This window comes from Flaviflexus equikiangi (assembly GCF_014069875.1).
GTDB classification, from domain to species: domain Bacteria; phylum Actinomycetota; class Actinomycetes; order Actinomycetales; family Actinomycetaceae; genus Flaviflexus; species Flaviflexus equikiangi.
On the sequence record NZ_CP059676.1, the window covers coordinates 2,010,616 to 2,032,132 of the forward strand.

Below are 21,517 nucleotides of genomic sequence, written 5' to 3' on the forward strand. Positions count from 1 at the left end.
CTACTGTAGGTTGCCTCGGTTGGCCCCGCACGTTCGGCACGTCAGGCTCCGGCAGGTGCCCCCGGGGGTTCCTCTTCGTCGTCGTCGATCGAGCACCACCACTCCCCGAGGCGCCCCGCTCCGCCCAGTGCGGCCGACGCGAGTCCCATCCACAGGGAGTGTGCCGCCTGCTGGTCGAGGAATATGGCGTGATTGTCCGAGGCTGCCAGCCAGGCACCGAGCCCGATCCCCGCGAGAAGCATCCCGGCACGGCTGCACGCCTGGCAGAGGATAGCGATCCGAGCGGCGGTGAGCGGAGTCACCGAGGACGTGGCGCCTTTCGCCATGGCACGGACCTGCCAGGCAGAGGCGAGAAGAGCGAGTGCGAGAACGAGGGGGATCGTCCATGACAGGGATGGGATGGCGATCAAGGCCACCGTGGAGTCGATCCAGACGGACATGCCGAGGAAAGCGGCAAGGGCGCCGAGCAGGAACCACGAGAGCATCTGGATCGGGGACGTCATCTGATGCGCTTCCCGCGGAGCTTCCCCCACGGGTCGACCTCGGCCCATGGTTCCATGACGAAGCTCCTCATGTGCGCCCTCGGATGGGGCAGCGTGAGGTCAGGATTATCGGACAGCACTTCCCGGTCGGCAACCTTGTACGAGATGAGGTCAAGGTCGAGAGTGCGCGGACCCCAGACCTCTTCACGGATCCGTCCCTGTTCGTCCTCGATGCGCTGGAGCTCGGCAAGAAGTGCGAGCGGCGACAGCGTCGTCTTGCCGATCATGACGGCGTTCACGTAGTTCGGTTGGGATGGCATGCCGGGAGCGACCTCTGCGGCCGTCACTCTCGTCCGGGACATCTGCTCGTATTCGAGGACTCGAGCCAGCTTTCCGGCGCCCACCTCCACCTGGGTGACAGGATCATCGAGGTTGGAGCCGATGCCGACGACAACATCAGCGGCAGGCTTGGGCGGGCGCAGCAGTTCGCCGAGACGCCGGATCGTCACCGTCACGTCGGTAAAGGCGTGCGGGATCGGGGCGGAGGGCTTGTGCACTGTCACGTCGACAGCGAGAGCGCCCGTGCCCAGCATCCGATCCGCGATACGCTCCGCAAGAGTCTCGATCAGATCGACCGGTTCACCCGTCACGATCTCGATGACGTGATCGGCCGCATCAGCATAGTTGATGGTCTGCGCAAGGTCGTCCGAGGCACCTGCGCGGGATGTCGACGTGTGGAGGATGACGTCGACAGTGAATTCCTGCCCGTCTCGCCGCTCCTCGTCGAAGACACCGTGATAACCGGTCGCGGTCAGCCCGGTCAACTCAATCCGGTCTGCCAGGCGGCCGCCCGGGAGATAAAGATCAGCCATGAATCCTCCTCGCCAGCTCGGCCGCCGCAGCGGTTGCCCCAGCATTGTGGACACGGACGCCCCATGCGCGTCCGTACAGAAGTGCACTCACGATAGCAGTCGCCGTGTCACGATCACCGTCGACGGCTCCGAGGAAGCGCTTGCGGGAATGTCCGATCAGCCATCGGCCGGGGAGCAGGTCGACGAGTTCGTCGAAGCGCCGCAGAACCTCCCAATCCTGATCGCCGACCTTGGAGAATCCTAAGCCCGGATCGAGGATCAGGCGGGACTGGTCGATTCCGGCAGCGGTCGCTTTGTCGATAGCGGCCGACATTTCCCGGCCCACGTCCGTGATGATGTCGTCGTAGACGGCCGTCTCATCCGTTGTCGCCGCTCCCCCGCGCGAATGCTGGAGGACGTAGAGCGCATCGGAGTCCGCCACGACGGCGTGGATCTCAGGCTCCACCCTGCCGCCCGTCACATCGTTGATGATGCTGGCTCCGGCCGCAATCGCATGCTTCGCCGTCTGCGCGTGATACGTGTCCACGGAGACGGTGATCCCTTCGGCCACGAGGCCGGTGATGACGGGTCCGATCCTGGACCATTCCTCGTCGAAGCCGAGCGGTGCGGCGCCGGGCCGGGTTGATTCGCCGCCCACGTCGATGATCGTCGCGCCGTCGGCGATCAGGCTCCGAGCATGCTCGATGGCACGCTCTGCCGTGTTCCAGCGGCCACCATCCGAGAACGAGTCGGGGGTGACATTGAGGATGCCGAGGATCTCCATGGGCTGGCCTATCTGCTCATGATGAGGCTCATCGCCTCGGATCGGGTCGTCGCATGGCGCATGACGCCGCGCACTGCCGACGTGACCGTGCGGGCACCGGGTTTGCGTGCACCCCGGAGAGACATGCACATGTGCTCTGCTTCGACGACGACGATCGCACCGCGCGCACCGAGGGAATCCATGAGAGCATCCGCGACCTCGGACGTGAGTCGCTCCTGGATCTGCGGGCGTCGGGCGTAGCCGTCGACGAGCCGTGCCAGTTTGGACAGGCCCGTGACACGGCCGTCCTCCCCGGGGATGTAGCCGACGTGGGCAACCCCGTAGAAGGGCAGGAGATGGTGCTCGCACACCGAGTACATCGAGATGTCTTTGACGAGGATCATCTCCTGATGGTCAACATCGAACGATGCTGAGAGGACCTCCGTGGGGTCCTCGTGGAGCCCGGAGAACATCTCCCGGTAGGCGCGTGCGATCCGGGCGGGGGTATCGACGAGCCCGTCGCGTTCCGGATCTTCGCCGATCGCGACGAGCAGGTCGCGGATGGCATTCTCAACACCAGCAGAATCGAAGGTCACGATGGCTCCGTCGGATAGGCGATGGGAGGGATGGTCGAGAGGGGACGCTCGTCCGAACTCAGCCAGAGCGGACGCTCGGGAGCCTTGACCACGGGGACGAAGAGCTCAGCGAGCTCCTTCTCCAGAAGGGTTTCCTTCTCGAGGAGTCGGCCGGCCAGCTCGTCGAGGATGTGCCGGTTGGCCTGCATGATCTCCCAGCACTCATCGTGTGCCGCGTCGATCAGCTGGCGGACCTCCTGGTCGATGATGTGGGCCATGCGGTCGGAGTATTCGGCGTGGCCCCCGCCTGCGGCGCGGGTCATCGGATCGGCATCGTCCGCGACGAGACGGACAGCGCCGACACGGGCCGACATGCCGTATTCGGTCACCATCTTGCGGGCGATACTCGTCGCCTTCTGGATGTCGTTCGATGCTCCCGTCGTCGGATCGTGGAACACCATCTCCTCGGCGACACGCCCGCCCAGCGCATAGACGAGCTGGTCGAGCAGTTCGTTGCGGGAGGTCGAATACCTGTCCTCAGTCGGCATCACCATCGTGTAGCCGAGTGCCCGTCCGCGCGGCAGGATCGTCACCTTCGTGACAGGATCCGTGTGGTTGAGGGCGGCCGCGGCCAGGGCGTGCCCGCCCTCGTGGTACGCGGTCATCCGCTTCTCGTCCGCATTCATCACCCTCGTGCGGCGCTGCGGGCCTGCGATGACACGATCGATCGCCTCGTCGAGATCCTCGATCGTGATCGTCGTCTGTTCCTGGCGTGCGGCCAGGAGGGCCGCTTCGTTCATGAGGTTCGCCAGATCGGCACCCGTGAATCCGGGTGTGCGACGGGCGATGGACTCGAGCTCGATGCCGTCGGCGAGCGGCTTGCCGTCGGAGTGGACGCGGAGGATCTTTGTCCGGCCCGGCAGGTCGGGAGCATCGACAGCGATCTGACGGTCGAAGCGCCCCGGCCGCAGGAGTGCCTGGTCGAGAACGTCGGGCCGGTTCGTCGCCGCGATGAGGATGACGTTCGTCGTCGCGTCGAACCCGTCCATCTCCACCAGCAGCTGGTTGAGCGTCTGTTCGCGCTCGTCGTTGCCGCCGCCGACGCCGATGCCGCGGGATCGGCCGACCGCGTCGATCTCGTCGACGAAGATGATGGCGGGGGCGGACTGTTTGGCCTTCGTGAACAGGTCTCGGACTCGCGATGCTCCGACGCCGACGAACATTTCGACGAATTCGGATCCGGAGATCGAGAAGAACGGCACCTGTGCTTCACCCGCGACGGCTTTCGCGAGGAGTGTCTTGCCGGTGCCTGGCGGTCCGTACAGGAGGACGCCCTTGGGAATCTTGGCTCCCATCGCATGGAACTTCTCGGGCTTCTCGAGGAACTCTTTGATCTCGCCGAGTTCCTCAACGGCCTCGTCGGCTCCCGCCACGTCCGAGAACGTCACGTCCGGCATCTCCTTGTCCATGCCGGCGCCCTTGCTGCGGATCTTGCCGAACCCGCCCATGCCGCCCTGCTGGAGCTTCGGCAGGAGGAAGATGAAGAAGCCGAGGATGATGAGGAGGGGGATCGCCATGATGAGGAGCGATGCCCAGATCGACTCCTGAGGGACGATCGAGTTGTAGCCGTAGGCGGGCTCGGCCGACTCGACGAGATCGACGATATCCTCCCCCTGGGGGGTGATGTACTGGAAGGCGACACGGTCGCCGACCTCCTGCTGTTCACCCTCCGCATCCATGACCGAGACGTCTTTCGCGAGGTCGATGCGGACGGTCTGGGCGCCCTGGGTGATGACGACACGCTCGATGTCGCCGCCTTCAGCCTCCTGGAGGATCGTTATGCCCTCGGAGGTCGAGATGGGAGTGTATTCGCTGCCGCCGAAGAACATGTAGTAGAAGGCGAGCGCGAAGAGCGGTGTGAGGAGCCACGGGAACCACGAGCGCTTGGCCTCGGGCTGGTTCTTCTTCTTCGGGTCGTTCTTCGTCTTCTGGTCGTCCGTGCTCCTGCTCGCCGAACGCCAGGGCCTCTTATCCTCGCCCGGCTTGTCCTTCTTGCTATCCGCCATAGACGTGAGGTGCGAGCGTGCCGACGAAGGGCAGGTTCCGGTACTTCTCTGCATAATCCAGGCCGTAGCCGACAACGAATTCGTTGGGGATGTCGAATCCTACATACTCGACGTGGATGTCGACGGTCGTCGCGTCGGGCTTGCGCAGAAGGGTGGCGATCTCGACGGAGGCGGGCCCGCGGGACTCCAGGTTGGCCTTCAGCCAGGACAGCGTCAGCCCGGAGTCGATGATGTCTTCGACGATCAGGACATGCTTGCCCTCGAGGTCCGTCTCGAGGTCCTTGAGGATCCTCACGACACCAGATGATTTGGTGCCGGACCCGTACGATGACACCGCCATCCAGTCCATCGTCAGCGGCGTGTGCATCTTGCGGGCGAGATCGGCCATGACCATGACCGCTCCCTTGAGGATGCCGAGGACAAGGATCTCCTTCCCCTCGTAATCCCGGTCAATGGCGGCAGCGAGCTCGTCGAGCCTGCTGGAGATCTCGTCTTCGGTAATGAGGATCTTGCACAGGTCCTCGCCCATATCCGTCGAATCCACGAATGTCCCTTCTCGTCTGGCTACTAGCCTTTATGCTACTCCACGTGCCGTTCCAGACGATCGCGCGTTCTCCTCACGCGTAGTCCCGGAACGTCGATCCGTTTACCGGTCTCTCCTTCGACGAGACGATCGACTGCATTGACATGCCAGGCCGTCAGTTCGCCCGCCCGCGCTCCCTGCGCGAGGAGCCAGGATCGGATGATGCGGGTGCGGATGGCGCGGTGGTGGGGGCGGAGGGAGGCCAGGAGGAGCCCCTCGCCATCGAGCGCCTCCCCGAGCGCCGTATGTGCGAGATCATCGAGGCAGTCCAGGTCCTCCTGCAAGAGGCCAGCAGTGCGTGCGAGTGCACCCCGAACGTCCTGCCCGAGCGCTCTCGACAGCTCCGGCAGGGCACGATCGCGTACCGCGGACCTGCGGAGCGGCCCGCCGTCTGCCGTCCGCCACGGCCCCTCGCTGCTGTTCGAGGGATCGTCCCACCACTGCCAGCCCCATTCACTTAAGGCCTGGCGCAGCTCGGACCGTGTGAGGTTGAGGAATGGTCTCGCGAACGGCACATCGGTCGTGCCGGGAAGGTATCCAGTCGGCCGCATTCCCGCTATCGACCGGGGCCCGCTGCCGCGCCCCAGACCCATGAGGACCGTTTCCGCCTGGTCGTCCATCGTGTGCCCGAGGAGAACGAGTGCGGGCCCGCCGAGACGTCGCGCCTCGTCGGCGATCGCAGCATACCGTCCCGTCCGCGCACTGCCTTCGGGGCCTTCGGAACCGGCTGCATCGATGCGGACTGCACGCGCCGGCATGAGAGCGGATAGTCGTTCGACGAGATCGCGCGCTCTCGTGTCCGATCCCGGCAGGAGCCCGTGATCGACGGTGATGGCGCGGGGTGACACCCCGGCGGACTGTGCCTCGGCGGACAGTGCAAGAGCGAGAGCAAGCGAGTCCGATCCTCCGGAGCACGCGACAAGCACCGTGCGTGATTCGAGGGCGCCGCGAACAGCTTGGCGGGCTGCTAGGACAGCACGCGGGCGATCCACGAGTGGGGATCCTTCAGCTCGTTCACATCCGGCACGTAGAGCGGGTTCTGCCACAGTGTGTTCAGGCCGTCATGTCCGCGCTCGCGGATGACAGTTGACACGAACTTTTCGCCGTCGCGGTACTGGTCGAGCTTGAGGTCGACCCCGAGGAGCCTGTTCGCGAACCTTGCCAGATTCGATCCAGCGCCCCTGCGGGCCGCAACGGCCGCGGTGATGCGCTTGCGGGAGGGAATCCGGGCGATCGGGACCGTGTTCATGACATACTCCGCGTGCCCTTCGAGCACTGCCATGAGGGCGAGAAGATCGTCAAGGGCATCCTCTTCGAAGCCATCGTCGATGGCGTCGATGACGAGCCGGACCTTGGCGATGAGGACGTCTTTGAGCCACGGTGCGGCCGTGAACTGGAAGGCGTGGGTGAACTCGTGCACGCACACGAACAGCTGGACGTCGCGGCTGTCGAGGTTCCATTCGCTCGCGAATTCCCACACGTTCGGTGCGACAAGAAGGAGCCGTCCCGGTATCGGCAGTCCCTGCCCCGGTATTGCCGTCAACGCGAACGGATCGTACTGTCCGAGAATGCGGGGGGCGAGGAATGCGAGAGCTCCCGCCATCTCTTCCGAGACGAGGCGGTTGCCGATGCGGCCACCGTTCGTGAACTCTTCGATGAGGGGGGCGGCTGAGATCGCGGCCGCCTGCGCCCATCCCGGGCGGGCGAGAACCGCAACCGGGGTTGCCGCCACTGTCTCCGTGACGTCGTGGAGTTTCGTCACGCTGGCCACGATGTCGGGGGCGGCAGCTGCGCACTGCCTGAGTGATGTCGCCACTGCTTTCGCCTTGGCCGGCGTGATGGTGGGGCCGGAGCCTGAGAACTGCCGCGTTCGACGGTAGGCGATGGTCGGGTCAATCGGCATTCTCGTCCCCCATGGCTAAGGCATTGATGGCCTCATCGATTGCGGGACGAACTATTCCCGTTGTTCCCGACTCTAGACCATCGATGAGTATCGAGAAGGCAAGGACCTGTCCGCTTTCCGTCGTCACGTAGCCCGTGAGGGAGTTCGCGGCGATCAGGGTGCCGGTCTTGGCCCGGACGAGCCCCTGCGTCGGCAGACCGTCGAACCGGCTCCACAGCGTGCCGCTCAAGCCCGCGACGGGGAGGGAGTGGGGGATGGTGGACGTGTCGCAGCCGCATGATGCGGAATCGACGAGTACGGAGGTCAACAGGTGGGCGCTCACCCTGTTGTCGATCGAGAGTCCCGCAGCATCGGAGACGATCAGCCCCGTCGTGTTGTAACCCTGATCGACGAGGGATTCCTTCACCGCGACGGCAGAACCGTCGAAATCCGCTGTCAGTCCGCGGCTCTGCGCGACGAGGTGTCCGAGAACCTGGGCGAGAGAGTTGTCCGACATCGTCAACGTGTAGTCGACGAGATCGCGGATCGGGGCGGAAGAGACGATCCCGGCAGTGTTCTCGTCGGTTGCCGCAGGGGCCGTGCCTGTGGTGACGGTCGTAACCTCGATACCCCGTTCGCCGAGGAGCTCCGCGAAGCGGTTGACCGCATCGCGATCCGGGTTCGTGGAATAGACGCTTCCGACGATGCCGCCGTCGATCGCGATGGGCCTCATCGGCATGATGAACTGGCGATCGGAGCCGACAACGTTCTCGTGATAGTCGGTGCCGGTGAACAGGCTCGAGTCGAGGCTGAGCTCAATGCTCGACAGTCCTCTGGATTCGAGCTCGCTGATTGTTTGATCGGCGAGATCTGCCAGGCCGGCACGGCCGACGGCCGACATCTCATCCCCGTAGCCCGATGACAGGTAGATGTCGCCGCCGCCGACGAGATAGAGGCGCTGTTCGGAGATGATGGCCCGGGTGTCCAGTGTGGTGTTCGGGCCCAGCTCCTCGAGTGCGGCAGCCGCCGTGAGAACTTTCATGCTCGACGCGGGCAGTCTCCCCGTCCCGCCCCTCATGTCATACACGAGGGTTCCGTCGAGTTCCCGGACGACGAATGATGTCTCTCCCGTGTTCCGGGGGTCGTCGGCGAGACTCTCTGCGATGGTTGCGACGTCGCCCGGCAAAAGGTCGACACCACCATCATCAACCGGAACGTCTGCGTCAATTGCCTCAAAGTTTGCCGCTTCAGGGTAGGCTCGTGGTTCTAACGGCTTGTCCGTTGCCGTCAAGATTCCCGGGGCTATGTCAACTGCATCCGCAACCACATAGCCACCGAGTAGAATCAGGACAGCGACAATACCTGCCTGCGATCGTGCCTTCACCTCTTCAGTCTGTCACGTTCGTTCACCGTTCACCACAAAGGAACCTGTAGCCATAGGAGGCGTCATGTTGGAATTCGATGTCACCATCGAGATCCCCAAAGGCAACCGGAACAAGTACGAGGTAGACCACAAAACCGGTCGCATCCGTCTCGACCGAATGCTCTTCACCGCAACCCGATACCCGGACGATTACGGGTTCATCGATGACACCCTCGGTGAGGACGGTGACCCGCTTGACGCACTCGTGCTCCTTGAGGAGCCCACGTTCCCCGGCTGTGTGATCCGATGCCGCGCACTCGGCATGTTCCGCATGAAAGACGAAGCGGGAGGCGACGACAAGGTTCTGTGCGTGCCCGCAGGCGACCAGAGAGCATCGTGGCGCGTCGACATCGACGACGTGTCCGAGTTCCATCGTCTCGAGATCCAGCACTTCTTCGAGGTGTACAAGGATCTTGAGCCCGGCAAATCAGTCGAGGGTGCACACTGGGTCGATCGCGCCGCTGCGGAAGCGGAGATCAAAGCCTCCTATCAGCGTGCCATCGATCAGGGCTACTACGACGAGCACTAAACGGTGAAGAGGAAGAAGGGGACTGGTTCTGCACCGGTCCCCTTCTTGCTGCCCTCATGTCCGCTTCTCCTCCGTCGATGATCAGACAGACCATTCGAGTCGCCGGGACGGATGATGCTCATGAGGCCGTGACACGAGTGTTTGCTCAACGCAGTGACGGCAGGCCCAAGGCCTGCCGTCACTTCTGCTGTTCACCTGCTGGTCAGTCGCCGATGACGTTGCGGTACATCGGGCTTCCCCACACGGCGCGTTCCTGCGTTCCCATCGACGGGTTCCAGGCTGCGATGTGGGAGCCGTTGCCGGTGTAGATACCGACGTGGCCGGGCCACCACATGAGATCGCCGGGGCGTGCCGCAGAGGCCGCGACGAGCGTTCCGTTGAACTGCGCACCGTACGAGGAGCGAGCAACTGTGATGCCGTGATGTGCGTAGACGTAGTGTGCGAATCCGATGCAGTCCCAGCCAGCCGGCGTCACGCCGCCCCACACGTACGGAGCCCCCACGAACTGGCGGGCGTACGCGACGATCGAGGTGCGCGTCGCCGTCACCGGGCCAGGCGTGGGCGTCGGAGTCGGCGTCGGTGTGGGCGTCGGAGTCGGAGTCGGTGTGGGTGTCGGAGTCGGCGTCGGAGTTGGAGTCGGCGCAGGCGTAGGCGTAGGCGTCGGAGTTGGCGTCGGTGTCGGAGTCGGCGTGGGCGTTGGTGTCGGTGTGGGCGTTGGTGCGGGAGCCGGCGTTGCCGATTCCTCACGATCCTGCTGGTTGGCCTGGGATTCGAGGGCCGCGGCCTCCTGCTGCGCCTTGGCTTCTGCCTCGGCCTGCCTGATGGCCTCGAGCCTTGCGTCCTCCACCTGTTGGAGCCTTGCTTCTTCGAGTGCTTCGACGCGGGCGCGCTCTTCCGCCTCTTCGACACCCTTCTGCTCCGCTAGCGCGGCGATGAGTGCGTCGCGGCGGCTCTGCGCTTCTGCGAGCTGTTCCTCCACTGCGCGGGCGAGCTGGTCGGCTTCCCGTGCAGTATCGTCTACGTCGCTGGCTGCTGCGGTCTGTGCGGCGGCTGCTTGGGTTGCCTGCTCCTCCATCGCTTCAGCAAGGTTGAGCTTGGCTTCGAACTCTTGGAGCTTCGTCTCTGCGGACTGGCCGAGGCGGTCGTAGGCGCTTTGACGGGCGTTCGCCTCTTCGAGGCTCTCAGCGGAGAGGTAGTTGCCGAACGGCACGGCGCTCGCGCCGTCACGGTACATGGCGGCACCGACGCTTCCGAGCTCCTTACGCGCAATCTCGACCTCGGCATAGGCGGCGTTCGCAGCATCCTGCGTATCCATAGCCTTCGTGATCGTCTCGGACAGTTCGGCCTGGGCTCGGATCTGCTCGCTCTCGGCCAGGGCGGCCGACTCGGCGAGAGCAGTGGACTCTGCCGATAGCGAGGCAAGTTCCGCCTCGAGCTCTGCGAGCGACATCTCCATATAGTTCGAGGTTGTCACCTCGTCGTCTCCGTCATCGGCGATGCCAGCAGTGCCAACAAGGATCATGCTGGCGGCAAGAGCCACGGCACATGTGGCGTGGATGCCACGTCTGCGAATTCCGGCCACGTATTACTCCTCGACGCTGCGGCGTGTCGTTGTGACAATGCCGCCTACTAGTTTTTCGAACCGATACTGACGGTATACCACCCGTGACCTTTTTGAAACAATTTCTCCAATATCCCCACAGTTCACATCTGTCACACGAGTAACATCGGGACGGGATTGCCGGGAAGTGGCGACTTGCTGGGAAATTCCTGAGGTCGGGCCCACACCGAACAATGTGAACGTGATCAACATCACTTTTTATGATCGTGGGCCTTTGGTCCATGTTGTGAGACTTCTGCCCGGGCCTGACCATGGAGACGACGCGTCGCTTAGTGTCATCCCATGTTCCGAATGTGTAACTAGAGCGCGCACCCCTGTGCGTGCACCGATGCTCGCACAGCATCGGCCCAGCCATACCCTGCGAGGCTGGAGTTGTTACGCAACTTTGGCACTCCCTTATATGTTTGAGAGAGAAAAATGACCCAAGAAAACTGGAACTTCGAGACCCTTCAGATCCATGCCGGACAAACCCCCGATTCCGAGACGGGGGCCCGCGCCCTCCCGATCTACCAGACCACGTCGTTCGTGTTCGAGGATGCGGCGCAGGCCGCGGGGCGCTTCGCCTTGACGGAGCCCGGCAACATCTACACCCGCATCACCAACCCGACCCAGGGCGCGATCGAGGCGCGTCTTGCCGCCCTTGAGGGAGGAGTAGCTGGCCTGCTCGTCTCCTCCGGGCAGGCGGCGACCACTCTCGCAATCCTCAATATCGCGCAGGCAGGCGATCATGTCGTCGCCAGCCCCTGGCTGTACGGCGGGACGCTGAGCCTTCTCACCCACACGCTGACCCGCTACGGGATCTCCGTGAGCTACGTCGAGGACCCTGCCGACCCCGAGTCGTGGCGGGCCGCCGTGACGGACAAGACGAAGCTGTTCTTCGGGGAGACGATTCCGAACCCGCGCGGCTCCGTTCTCGACCTGGAGAAGATTGCGGACGTCGCCCACTCGGAGGGCCTGCCGCTGATCGTCGACAACACGGTTGCGACTCCATACGTTCTGCGGCCGTTCGATTTCGGTGCAGATGTTGTCATCCATTCCGCGACGAAGTTCCTGGGCGGACACGGCACCTCGATCGGCGGAGTCATCATCGAGAAGGGCGATTTCGACTGGACGTCAGGGAAGTTCCCGACGCTCTCCGAACCGGATGCCTCCTACCATGGCATCACGTGGGGGGATCTCGGCCCGGGAGCCTTCGTCACCCGTATCCGCACCACGCTCCTGCGCGACATCGGCCCCGCGATCTCACCCTTCAACGCCTTCCTCATCGGCCTGGGCGTGGAGACGCTCTCGCTGCGGATGGAGAAGCACCTCGAGAACACGCGCCGCGTCGCCGAGTTCCTCGAGAACCACGATCTCGTCGAATCGACGACGTGGGCTTCCCTGCCATCCTCCCCTTACTATGATCTGGCGCAGAAGTACACGCCGAAGGGCGCGGGCTCCATCATCGCCTTCACCGTCAAGGGCGGGAAGGATGCCGGCATCGCCTTCGTCGACGGCCTCACTCTCCACTCCAATGTGGCCAACATCGGGGATGTTCGTTCGCTCGTCATCCACCCAGCATCGACCACTCATTCGCAGTTGACGGATGATGAGCTGGCTGCCGCGGGCGTGCCCGCGGGTCTTGTCCGCCTCTCTGTGGGACTCGAGCACATCGACGACATCCTGGCTGACCTCGAGCAGTCTTTCGAGAAGCTGGCCTGACATGGATCGGTCTCCCTCCTACCTCGTCGGTCATCCCCCGTTACGGATCACCGATGCCGCCCCGGTACGCGACGCCGACACGGGCTACCGCCCGCATGCTCGGTTCCGCAGCCTCCCCGCGAGCGGGGCATGGCGGGAGGGAGACGACCCGGGCGACCGGAAGTTCGTTCATCTCGGCTCCCAGACACTCGAATCCGGCGCGACAATCGACGTGACGGTCGCCTACGAGACGTGGGGGGAGCTGAACGAGGACCGCACGAATGCTGTCCTCCTCTGTCACGCACTCACGGGCGACTCGCACGTGCGGAACGCGGATGGTACCGAGGGCTGGTGGCCCGGCATCGTCGGACCCGGCCTCGCGATCGATACCGACAGGTATTTCGTCGTGGCTCCCAATGTGCTCGGGGGCTGTCAGGGGACGACCGGGCCAGCCTCCCCACATCCCGACGGCCGCCCGTGGGCCCGCAGGTTCCCCCGCCTCACCGTCCGCGACCAGGTCGCCACGGAGAAAGCCCTCATGGACTATCTGGGGGTCCCGTCCTGGCATCTCGTCGCAGGGGCGTCCGCCGGCGGTCATCGCGTCATGGAATGGCCCGCAAGCTACCCCGAGCACGTTGACCAGTTCGCTGTCCTCGTGTCCGCTCCCGAGACGACAGCGGAGCAGATCGCCTACGCACATCAGCAGATCCTGGCAATCGAGCTGGATCCGGCGTGGCGGGGCGGGGACTATTACGATGCTCCCGCCGGCAACGGCCCGCACGCCGGGCTCGGCCTGGCTCGCGCTATCGCCCACACCACGTACCGATGTCCGACGGAACTCGATTCGCGCTTTGACAGGGCACCCCAGGAGGGTGAGGATCCGATGGATGGTGGACGTTTCGCCGTCCAGTCCTATCTCGACTATCACGGCTACAAGCTCGCGGCCCGCTTCGATGCCAACTCTTATCTCACGCTCACCGAAGCGATGATGACCCACTCGATCGGCCGCGGACGCGGCGGCGTCGAGGCAGTGCTCTCGACCATGACGCAGCGTGCGCTCGTCGTCTCGGTCGACTCGGACAGGCTCTTCCATCCCGCCGATCAGCGGCGCCTCGCGGAGAGCCTTCCGGGCTGCGATGGTCTCGTGTCCATCCACTCCGACCACGGCCACGATGGTTTCCTCGTGGAGGATGATCAGGTCGGAGACATCCTGCGCACGTTTCTTGCAGGGGCCTGAATCGGGAACGGGAACGGCTCGTTCCTGACACAATGGGGGCATGTGGTCACCCGACGTCCTTGGACCCGGATTCGAATCCGTCACGCTGCCGCTCCTCGACGATGAGGAGGGGGAGGTTGTCACGACACTGGTTCGGCACGTCCCTGCCGATGATCCCCTGGCACGTGACTCGACGCCGACGTCTCCGCGCTTCGTCATGCTGGCGATGCACGGCTGGAACGACTACTTCTATCAGGTCGAACTGGCCCGTGTGATCTCCCGTGCCGGAGGGGCCTTCTACGCGTTGGACCTGCGCAAATACGGCAGGTCATCGCGCCCTCATCAAACCCCCGGCTACATCGCATCCCTCTCCGATTACGATGAGGACATCCATGCCGCACTCGATACGATCCACACGATCCACGGGTGGGAGATGCCCTTGGTGATGTATGGCCACTCCACCGGCGGCCTGACCGCCGCGCTGTGGGCCGACCGTCATCCCGGAGCGCTCTCCGGCCTCATCCTCAACTCGCCGTGGCTGGAGTTCCAGGGCGCGACACTCGTCCGCCAGCTCTCCACTCCACTCCTCGAATCCCTTGCCCGGGTCTCGCCGGAAGCCGTCCTGCCCCTGCCTGATAACGGCTTCTACCATCGCCTCTTGACGGGATGGCGGGACGAGGGTGAGCTGGTGGAGGACGACACTGACCCTTTTACGACGACGGGGTGGACGTTCAACGAGGAATGGCGCCGCTATCCGACGACACCGATTCGGGCAGGCTGGCTGACCGCCATCCTCCAGGGCCATGCACTCGTCGCGAAGGGTCTCGACATCTCGTGCCCCACGCTCGTCCTCACCTCTAACCAGACAATCTTCTCCGACAAGTGGTCGGTCGAGATGAGAGGGGCTGACACGGTCCTCGATGTCGACCAGATCTGGCGCCGAGTCCCCTACCTGGGACGCGTGACAGCCCTGATCCGCCTCGAGGGCGCCATTCATGACGTGACGCTCTCTCGCGCGGCTGTCCGCACTCGAGCCTTCGGCGAGATGAGACGGTGGCTGCGGGCGTATATTCAGCCCCGCCGCTAGCGCCAGGCTCTCTCCTAGCGGAGATCTCCCAGACGTGCGCCGCCCTCGGTGCGCCAGTTCTTCCATCCGTCCATGCGGCGCCCCGCAACCGCGGATGCTGCATGATCGGGATCCGTGAAGCGCTCTCCCGATTCCAGCACGATCTCACCGGCCGACGTGAGCCGTGCCGACGCGTTCACTCTGCGGCGCAGAGACTTGAACGTCAGGGTCTGCTCTCCGATGCGGGAGGCGATGGCGCGCAGCTCGCTCGGACGTTCCGGCCATTCCACCTCTGGAAGCTCGATCGCCCCATCATCGTTCTCTCCCGTGAGCAGATCGACGTCCGGCGCGGCATCAATGCCCGTCCCGTCGGCAGTGAAACCGACGGAATGGAACGTGAACTCTGGTTCCGGATCGTCCTCGACCTGGTCTGCATTCGATACTGTTTCTGCCTGGATGCTCGAACTATCACGAGCGGCGCTGTGGGCGCCCCTCTTCGCTGCCGCCGGGGCCTCGTCGTCACCCTCATCACGAACGTTCTCCTCGGGCTGCGCGTGGCGGGAGACATCGTCGAGGGGGTCACCCGCACGGCTGACGAACACGACACCGTCGTTTCCTTCCGTGCTCTCAGTCGTCTCGTCCTGCTTATCGGCGGGACTGTCAACCGCCTCTTCCACCGAATCCGGCGCTGTCGCGGCAGTGTCGGACGGATGCGGCGGGGGCGCGATCTCGCCCCGGCGCAGCTCTTGTCCGATGGCGAGGAAGGATGCCTCGTGGGGGCGGACCTGTTCGAGAGAGACAAGGATCCCTGCCCTGGATTCGTGAAGGTCGATCCTGTGCACATCGATGCTGGCACCGACAAGCGTGTCGAGAGCCGCCCGGACCTGATCCTCGACTGTCACTGCGAGAATGATGAGACGCGGATGGTCCTCCAGTCCCGGCGGGCAGGAGTCGAGGAAGCTCTGCCAGTCCTTCCGGAACGCTGCGAGACCGCGAGGGTAGAGTCCCGACATTCGCCCGGATGGGATCTCCTCGTGGCGAGACGCACGCGCCAGCGATGCCATGAGGGTTTCGGAGTCGAGTCTTTCGACCACGTCGACCGTGACGGTCTTCCCCGTCGGATCGAGGGCGACGAGGGAGGTGTGGCGGGTCTGGTCCGCGAGACGGCTCGTCTCCGTCAGCCACGCCACGGGAAAGATCGGGCGATAGATCAGCTCGACGACCTGGTCACGGACCGCCATGAGCGTCTCGCGGATGATCTCGTCACGATGAGTGAGGGAGGGTCGAGCCGGGCTGAGCCGGCCATTATCCAGCGAGAAGACGGGCATACTTCACCTTAAATCTGAGCCGCGAACATACACGTCCCAGGATACATCAGCTTTCTGGGAGTCCGCCGGAAAGCAGCGTCGCAAGGTGAACACCGTGACGGTCGGCCAAGCTCTCGGCCTGGGTTCGGCAGGAGAAGCCGTCTGCCAGGAAGACGGCGTGCGGATGGTCGCGAAGGGCTGGCAGGAGCGCCCCCTCCGCCACCTTGCGGGAGATATCTGCGTGCCCCCTCTCCATCCCGAAGTTCCCCGCCATGCCGCAGCATCCGGACAGCTCGACGACGTCTGCCCCGGTACGGGACAGGAGCTCCGCGTCCGTCTTCCAACCCATGACCGAATAGTGATGGCAGTGCGGCTGGGCCACGACTGTCGTGCCTGTCAGGTCGGGCAGGACGAGGCGGTCGGGACCGAGCGGTGCCGGCGCCAGCAGGATCTCGGCCAACGTGTACGTGTTGTCGGCCACGAGGCGAGACCGCGGGTCCTCCGATAGGAGCTCGGGAAGATCGTCGCGGAGCACGGCCGTGCACGAGGGTTCGACTCCGACGATCGGGATCCCGTTCATGGCGAACGGAGCCAGCTCGGCGAGAAGCCCCTCCAGCTGGTGTCTCGCCCCGTCCAACTGGCCCGTCGTGATCCAGGTCAGCCCGCAGCACACGGGCTTCTTCGGGACGAGGACCGTGTAGCCGGCACGTTCGAGCACCTCGACCATGGCGCGCGCACCATCGGTATCGAGAGTCTCCGAGAACGAATCCGCCCACAGCATGACGTACTTCGCTGCATGATTTCCAGCCGAGGAGGACAGGCCGGCGGCGGATGCCCAGCGGGAGAACCTGCGAGTCGCGAGGGACGGCATCGTCCTCTCCGTGTCCACTCCCGCGAGCGCGAACACCGTCTTCTTCACAGGGGCGACAGACATGGCTGCGTTCGCAAGCTTCGCGACCGTGGGCACGAGCGTGGCCAGCTTCGTCCATCGCGGCAGCTGGCCCAGTAGGTAATGCAGCTTCGGGCGGATCTTGCCCTTGTGGGCGCGGTAGAGCACTTCGGACTTGTATCGCGCCACGTCGACCCCGCTCGGGCAGTCAGCCGAGCACGCCTTGCATGCCAGGCACAGGTCGAGGGATTGGAAGACCTCTTCGGAGCCCCAGTCGGCGATCAGCTGTCCGTTCGCGACCTCTTCGAGGATACGGGCACGGCCGCGGGTCACGTCCTTCTCGTCCTTCGTGGCCTGGTAGGAGGGGCACATGAAGCCGCCGTTCGCCCTCGTGTCGGCACGGCAGGCGCCGACGCCCGTGCACCGGTGCACGGCGGTTGTGAAGTCTCCTCCGTCCTCGGAGAAGGCGAAGCCGGTCCCCGTCGTCCCGCCGCCCGGAATCGGGCGGGCATAGGGCCTGCGAAGGTTCGCGTCGAGAGGATCGGGATCGACGATGATGCCGGGGTTGAGGGTCTTGCCCGGGTCGAAAAGGTTCTTGACGTGGGAGAAGAGCGTCATCATCTCCGGGCTGTACATGCGGCTCAGCAGTTCCGAGCGCGCCCTGCCGTCACCGTGTTCGCCCGAGAGGGAACCGCCGTAGGAGGTGACCAGGTCTGCTGCGTCTTCGAGGAACGCCCGCGTCTTCGGAACGCCGCTCGGATCGGACAGCGGCATGTCGATGCGGACGTGCACGCAGCCGTCGCCGAAGTGCCCGTAGAGGATCCCGTCCACCCCGTGATCGGACATGACTGCCGTCATATCCCGCAGGTAGGCGCCCAGGTGCTCCGGCGGCACCGCGGAGTCTTCCCAGCCCGGCCATGCCTCCCTGCCGCGGGGAGACCGTCCCCCGAGCCCCGCACCGTCGGCGCGAATCTTCCACAGTGCTGCCGATTCGGGGCCCTGCGGAGCGATCCGGTACGAGGTCGTGCCCGCGACGGCGAGAACGGATTGGACGCGATCGGCGACGATATCGGGAGATTCCCCTTCGAAGGCGCCGACCTCGACCATGAGCCAGCCGCCTCCGGCCGGAAGCTCGGGCACTCCCCCGCGTGCCCGCTCGACGATGTCGACGAGCCGACGATCCAGCCCTTCGATCGCGAGGGGCTTGAGGGGGAGGATTGCGGGGACGGCGTCGGCGGCCCGGATCATGTCCTCGTAGCCGAGGACGATGAGGGTGGTGCCGGATGCGAGGGGGACGAGGGCGACCTCCGCTTCGAGAACGGTTGCCAGGGTGCCTTCGCTGCCCACGAGGAACTTGGCCAGGTCGCGGCCGTTCTCCGGCAGGAGGTGTTCGAGAGAGTAGCCGGAGACCTGCCTCGAGAACCTGCCGGAGTGTGTCCGGATCTGGGCGAGATGGGAGTCGACGAGCTCCGTCAGTCCGGCAACGGAGGAGCCTTTCTCTGCCGTGTACCGGCGCCCCAGTCCGTCGATCACGTCGAGGCTGATGACGTTCTCGGCGGTCTTCCCCCAGGCGACAGCGTGCGGCCCGCACGCATTGTTGCCGATCATTCCGCCGATCGTCGCCCTGTTGGATGTCGATGGGTCGGGGCCGAAGCGGAGCCCGTGGCGTGCCGCCTCTTTCTGCAGCGTCGTCAGGATCGTGCCGGGTTGCACACGTGCCGTGCGGGCCTCTGGATCGACCGAGATGACGTTGGTGAGATGACGGGACAGGTCGAGCACGAGGCCAGTCCCGATCGAGTTGCCCGCGATCGAGGTGCCTCCCCCGCGGATGGTCAACGGGATGCCCTCTTCGCGTGCGAAGTTCTGGGCGGTGACGATATCGTCCGAGGACGAGGGGAACGCGACAATCTGGGGGACGACACGATAGTTCGACGCATCCGTCGCATACTCAGCCCGTCGGCGGATCCCGGTTTCGACCTCTCCCGAGATAAGCCCCGAGAGGCGGGTCGCGATCGTGTCAACCTGTGTCGTTGTCATGCGTCAAGTGTGGCACATGCTGGGCTCGTGAACCTGGGAGCTACATCCTTCGGACACTCATGAGGGGGCACCCCCGGCAGCCTGCCGGAAGGACGTCCGCGGGGGCGATAGCAGCACACGTGCCCGTCCCACATCCGGACACCGTCGGCGCCCCGAGACGTTCCCTGTGGTCGACGGCGAGCCTCACGAGTTCGGGATCGACCGATGCGGTGCGCGCCATCGATTCGATACTCCCGCCGCCCAGGAGAGCCGACATGACCCGTGATTTCACAGGAGTGATCCGATCTGGAAGACGGCAACCGCCAAGAGCCAGGCGAGGACGAGCTGGGCGCCGAATGCTCCGGCCGTGATCCGCCATCCCAATATCCGCTTCTGCTCAGCCAGAGTTGCCACGCACGGCGTGTAGGCGAGGACGAAGACGAGGAAAGCGAGTGCCGCCGCCTGACCATGCCCGCCGGAGGCATCATCGAAATCGGCCCGCAGTCTCTCGCCCAGGTCCGAGCCCTCAGCATCCTCATACGAGTTCTCTTCCGGCTCGTCCACCTGGTAGGACTGCGAAAGCGCCGCGACAACAGTTTCCTTTGCCACGATTCCGGTGAGGAGTGCGGCGGACGCATGCCAGTCGTTGAATCCTGCCGGGGCGAACACCGGGGCGATCGTTTGGGCGACCTCCGCGTACAGCGAATCCTCGACCGGAACATCGGCAAGATCGTGGTCGCCTGTCACGGGGATCGCCATGAGGCCCCACATGATCGTCAGCATGACGACAATCGTGACGCCCGCGCCCTTGAGGAAGGCAAGCGCCCGGCGGGCAGCAGACAGGAAGACGGTCGTCACGCCCGGCTTCTGATAGGCGGGCAGGACGAGGAACAGCGGGTCCGCGCTCGTATCATCTGAGAACACGAGTTTGAGGAGAAGCCCACCGGCGATCACGAGGAGGACGGAACCGATATACATCGCGAACACGACAGTTCCGGCATGGCTCGGGAAGAACGTCGCGGCGATAAGAATGTAGACCGTGAGCCGGGCCGCGCAGGATGTGAGCGGCACGAGAAGCGCCGTCACGGTGCGGTGCGCGGCGTTCGGGAGAGTCTTGGTGGCCGCGAGCGCAGGCAGGTTGCACCCGAACCCGACGATCAGAGGCAGGACGGCGCGACCATCGAGCCCGATGGACCGCATGAGGCGGTCGGCGAGAAGCGCCGCTCTCGCCAAGTATCCCGAATCTTCAAGCAGTGCGAGTGCGAAGAACATGATGAACATGAGAGGCACGAACGACAGCACGACGCCGATGCCGGCAAGGATGCCGTCGATGAGGAGGGACTCGACCCATGTGTCCGACAGGCCGAGAGCGCCCGTCAATGCGAGAGCCCAGTCGGTGACGGGGCCGCCGACGAAACCTTCCGCCCACTCCATGACGGGAGCGGCCACGCTCGTCGTCAGCTGGAACAGGCCCCACAGCACGCCGAGCAGGATGAGGATGCCGGCGACCGGGTTGAGGAGGACCCGGTCCACCCTGTCCGAGAACGTCGTGTCGATACGGGGGCGCTTCGCACCGAGACGGGAGGAGACCACCTCCACCCAGGCGAACACGTCGTCAGCATCTTCGAGAAGCTCCGCGAGCGTCGTCGCATCCGCCGCCTGCGTCGAGCCGCAGCAGTCCCCACCCTCAGCGCACGTACACGCCTTCGCATCCGGGCCGATCAGGAAAGGCAACACATCGAGGCCTGTCCGCACCGCGCCAGCCAAATCCTCGAGCCCGAGACCATGACGGGGATCGATGGCGACAACGGGAACACCGAGAACGCTCGACATCGTCTCGGTATCGATCTCGACGCCTTCGGCGCGCGCCACGTCGACCATGGAGAGGGCAACGATAACGGGCAGGCCGACACGAGACAGCTGGCCGAGGAGGTAGAGGGAGCGGGAGAGCGCAGTCGCGTCAAGAACGGCGACGACAAGGTCGGGCTTCCCACCCTCGACCTGAATATCACCCGTCAGGAGCTCAGTGACGACCTGCTCGTCCGCGGAACGAGCAAGCAGCGAGTACGTGCCCGGGGAGTCGACGACGGTGAGCTGACTGCCGAACGCACGCCACCCGCCGGTCGAGAGGTCCACCGTCGTGCCCGGAGCATTCCGAATATCCTGGCGCGCCCCTGTCAGACGATTGAACAGCGTGGACTTTCCAACGTTCGGGTTGCCGACGAGAAGGATCCGAGGGCTGCCGACAAGAGTGGGGGCACCGGAGCTCGGCCCGCAGTGGGAGCAGGTCATGAGATCGCCTTCGGCATGGGAACACCGTCACAGGGTTCCACGTGGATTCTGGCAGCTGCAGCCCTGTCGAGGGCGAGACGCCCACCGTCGATATCGAGGACAGTGCCCCCGAACAGGGTTCGCTGGGTGACTCGGATGATCGCACCCGGACGCAGACCGAGTTCGCGTGCCCGCAGGCGCCCCGATTCGATCCCTAAGGAGACGACGCGGGCCTGCTGATTGGCGGGCCAAGAGCTGAGCTTCATACCTCAAGGTTAGGTATGGCTAACCAACCCC

General features: G+C 64.7%; 19 protein-coding genes. 4 read left to right on the forward strand and 15 right to left on the reverse strand.

What is annotated here, in order from left to right; translation table 11 throughout:
- Positions 1-41 precede the first annotated feature (41 nt).
- The 9 genes from H2O75_RS09265 to dacB are packed head-to-tail and all read right to left on the reverse strand — an operon-like array spanning position 42 to position 8,586.
- On the reverse strand, positions 42-503 hold the full coding sequence (locus H2O75_RS09265; protein WP_182171238.1) for a DUF3180 family protein: 462 nt from the start codon (positions 501-503) through the stop codon (positions 42-44).
- On the reverse strand, positions 500-1,354 hold the full coding sequence (gene folK, locus H2O75_RS09270; RefSeq protein ID WP_182171241.1) for a 2-amino-4-hydroxy-6-hydroxymethyldihydropteridine diphosphokinase: 855 nt from the start codon (positions 1,352-1,354) through the stop codon (positions 500-502). Before folK ends, H2O75_RS09265 begins: the two co-directional genes overlap by 4 nt.
- A complete protein-coding gene (gene folP / locus H2O75_RS09275) occupies positions 1,347-2,117 on the reverse strand; it encodes a dihydropteroate synthase (RefSeq protein WP_182171244.1) in 771 nt (256 codons plus the stop codon). The genes folK and folP overlap by 8 nt, the downstream gene beginning before the upstream one ends.
- A gap of 8 nt (positions 2,118-2,125) precedes the next feature.
- Positions 2,126-2,692: a GTP cyclohydrolase I FolE gene (gene folE, locus H2O75_RS09280; RefSeq protein WP_182171247.1), complete on the reverse strand. Its 567-nt coding sequence runs from the start codon at positions 2,690-2,692 to the stop codon at positions 2,126-2,128.
- Positions 2,689-4,737 carry an ATP-dependent zinc metalloprotease FtsH gene (ftsH, locus tag H2O75_RS09285; RefSeq protein ID WP_220462725.1) on the reverse strand — a complete coding sequence of 683 codons (2,049 nt, stop codon included), beginning with the start codon at positions 4,735-4,737 and terminating at the stop codon, positions 2,689-2,691. Before ftsH ends, folE begins: the two co-directional genes overlap by 4 nt.
- On the reverse strand, positions 4,727-5,281 hold the full coding sequence (gene hpt, locus H2O75_RS09290; protein WP_220462726.1) for a hypoxanthine phosphoribosyltransferase: 555 nt from the start codon (positions 5,279-5,281) through the stop codon (positions 4,727-4,729). Before hpt ends, ftsH begins: the two co-directional genes overlap by 11 nt.
- A gap of 35 nt (positions 5,282-5,316) precedes the next feature.
- Positions 5,317-6,312, reverse strand: a complete 996-nt coding sequence (gene tilS / locus H2O75_RS09295; protein WP_182171251.1) for a tRNA lysidine(34) synthetase TilS — start codon at positions 6,310-6,312, stop codon at positions 5,317-5,319.
- Positions 6,288-7,223: a zinc-dependent metalloprotease gene (locus H2O75_RS09300; RefSeq protein ID WP_182171254.1), complete on the reverse strand. Its 936-nt coding sequence runs from the start codon at positions 7,221-7,223 to the stop codon at positions 6,288-6,290. Before H2O75_RS09300 ends, tilS begins: the two co-directional genes overlap by 25 nt.
- Positions 7,213-8,586 carry a D-alanyl-D-alanine carboxypeptidase/D-alanyl-D-alanine endopeptidase gene (gene dacB, locus H2O75_RS09305; RefSeq protein ID WP_182171257.1) on the reverse strand — a complete coding sequence of 458 codons (1,374 nt, stop codon included), beginning with the start codon at positions 8,584-8,586 and terminating at the stop codon, positions 7,213-7,215. The genes H2O75_RS09300 and dacB overlap by 11 nt, the downstream gene beginning before the upstream one ends.
- 67 nt (positions 8,587-8,653) lie before the next feature.
- Between dacB and H2O75_RS09310 the strand changes: the two genes are divergently transcribed.
- Entirely contained in the window at positions 8,654-9,154 is a 501-nt protein-coding gene (locus H2O75_RS09310) for an inorganic diphosphatase (RefSeq protein WP_182175161.1), read from the forward strand.
- Between the two features lie 202 nt (positions 9,155-9,356).
- Here H2O75_RS09310 and H2O75_RS09315 read toward each other — a convergent pair whose 3' ends face one another.
- Positions 9,357-10,736, reverse strand: a complete 1,380-nt coding sequence (locus H2O75_RS09315) for a C40 family peptidase (RefSeq protein WP_182171260.1) — start codon at positions 10,734-10,736, stop codon at positions 9,357-9,359.
- A 456-nt stretch (positions 10,737-11,192) separates the two neighbouring features.
- Between H2O75_RS09315 and H2O75_RS09320 the strand changes: the two genes are divergently transcribed.
- From H2O75_RS09320 to H2O75_RS09330, 3 genes are read left to right on the forward strand one after another with little or no spacing between them, the layout of a single operon-like run.
- On the forward strand, positions 11,193-12,476 hold the full coding sequence (locus H2O75_RS09320; RefSeq protein WP_182171263.1) for an O-acetylhomoserine aminocarboxypropyltransferase/cysteine synthase family protein: 1,284 nt from the start codon (positions 11,193-11,195) through the stop codon (positions 12,474-12,476).
- Position 12,477: 1 nt separating this feature from the next.
- Positions 12,478-13,692 carry a homoserine O-acetyltransferase MetX gene (gene metX, locus H2O75_RS09325; protein WP_182171266.1) on the forward strand — a complete coding sequence of 405 codons (1,215 nt, stop codon included), beginning with the start codon at positions 12,478-12,480 and terminating at the stop codon, positions 13,690-13,692.
- 40 nt (positions 13,693-13,732) lie between these two features.
- Positions 13,733-14,758, forward strand: coding sequence for an alpha/beta hydrolase (locus tag H2O75_RS09330; RefSeq protein ID WP_182171269.1), 1,026 nt, complete (start codon positions 13,733-13,735; stop codon positions 14,756-14,758).
- Between the two features lie 14 nt (positions 14,759-14,772).
- Here the strand turns inward: H2O75_RS09330 and H2O75_RS09335 are convergent, their stop codons facing one another.
- From H2O75_RS09335 to H2O75_RS09355, 5 genes are read right to left on the reverse strand one after another with little or no spacing between them, the layout of a single operon-like run.
- Complete coding sequence (locus H2O75_RS09335) at positions 14,773-16,065, reverse strand: hypothetical protein (protein ID WP_182171272.1); 1,293 nt, start codon at positions 16,063-16,065, stop codon at positions 14,773-14,775.
- A 46-nt stretch (positions 16,066-16,111) separates the two neighbouring features.
- Positions 16,112-18,970 (reverse strand): FAD-binding and (Fe-S)-binding domain-containing protein, encoded by a 2,859-nt coding sequence (locus H2O75_RS09340; protein WP_182171275.1) that lies wholly within the window; start codon positions 18,968-18,970, stop codon positions 16,112-16,114.
- A 40-nt stretch (positions 18,971-19,010) separates the two neighbouring features.
- The gene (locus H2O75_RS09345; protein ID WP_182171278.1) at positions 19,011-19,241 is read right to left on the reverse strand and encodes a hypothetical protein; all 231 of its coding nucleotides are present in this window, start codon (positions 19,239-19,241) and stop codon (positions 19,011-19,013) included.
- Positions 19,238-21,241 carry a ferrous iron transport protein B gene (feoB, locus tag H2O75_RS09350; RefSeq protein ID WP_182171281.1) on the reverse strand — a complete coding sequence of 668 codons (2,004 nt, stop codon included), beginning with the start codon at positions 21,239-21,241 and terminating at the stop codon, positions 19,238-19,240. Before feoB ends, H2O75_RS09345 begins: the two co-directional genes overlap by 4 nt.
- Positions 21,238-21,486, reverse strand: a complete 249-nt coding sequence (locus H2O75_RS09355) for a ferrous iron transport protein A (RefSeq protein ID WP_182171284.1) — start codon at positions 21,484-21,486, stop codon at positions 21,238-21,240. Before H2O75_RS09355 ends, feoB begins: the two co-directional genes overlap by 4 nt.
- Between the last annotated feature and the right edge of the window lie 31 nt (positions 21,487-21,517).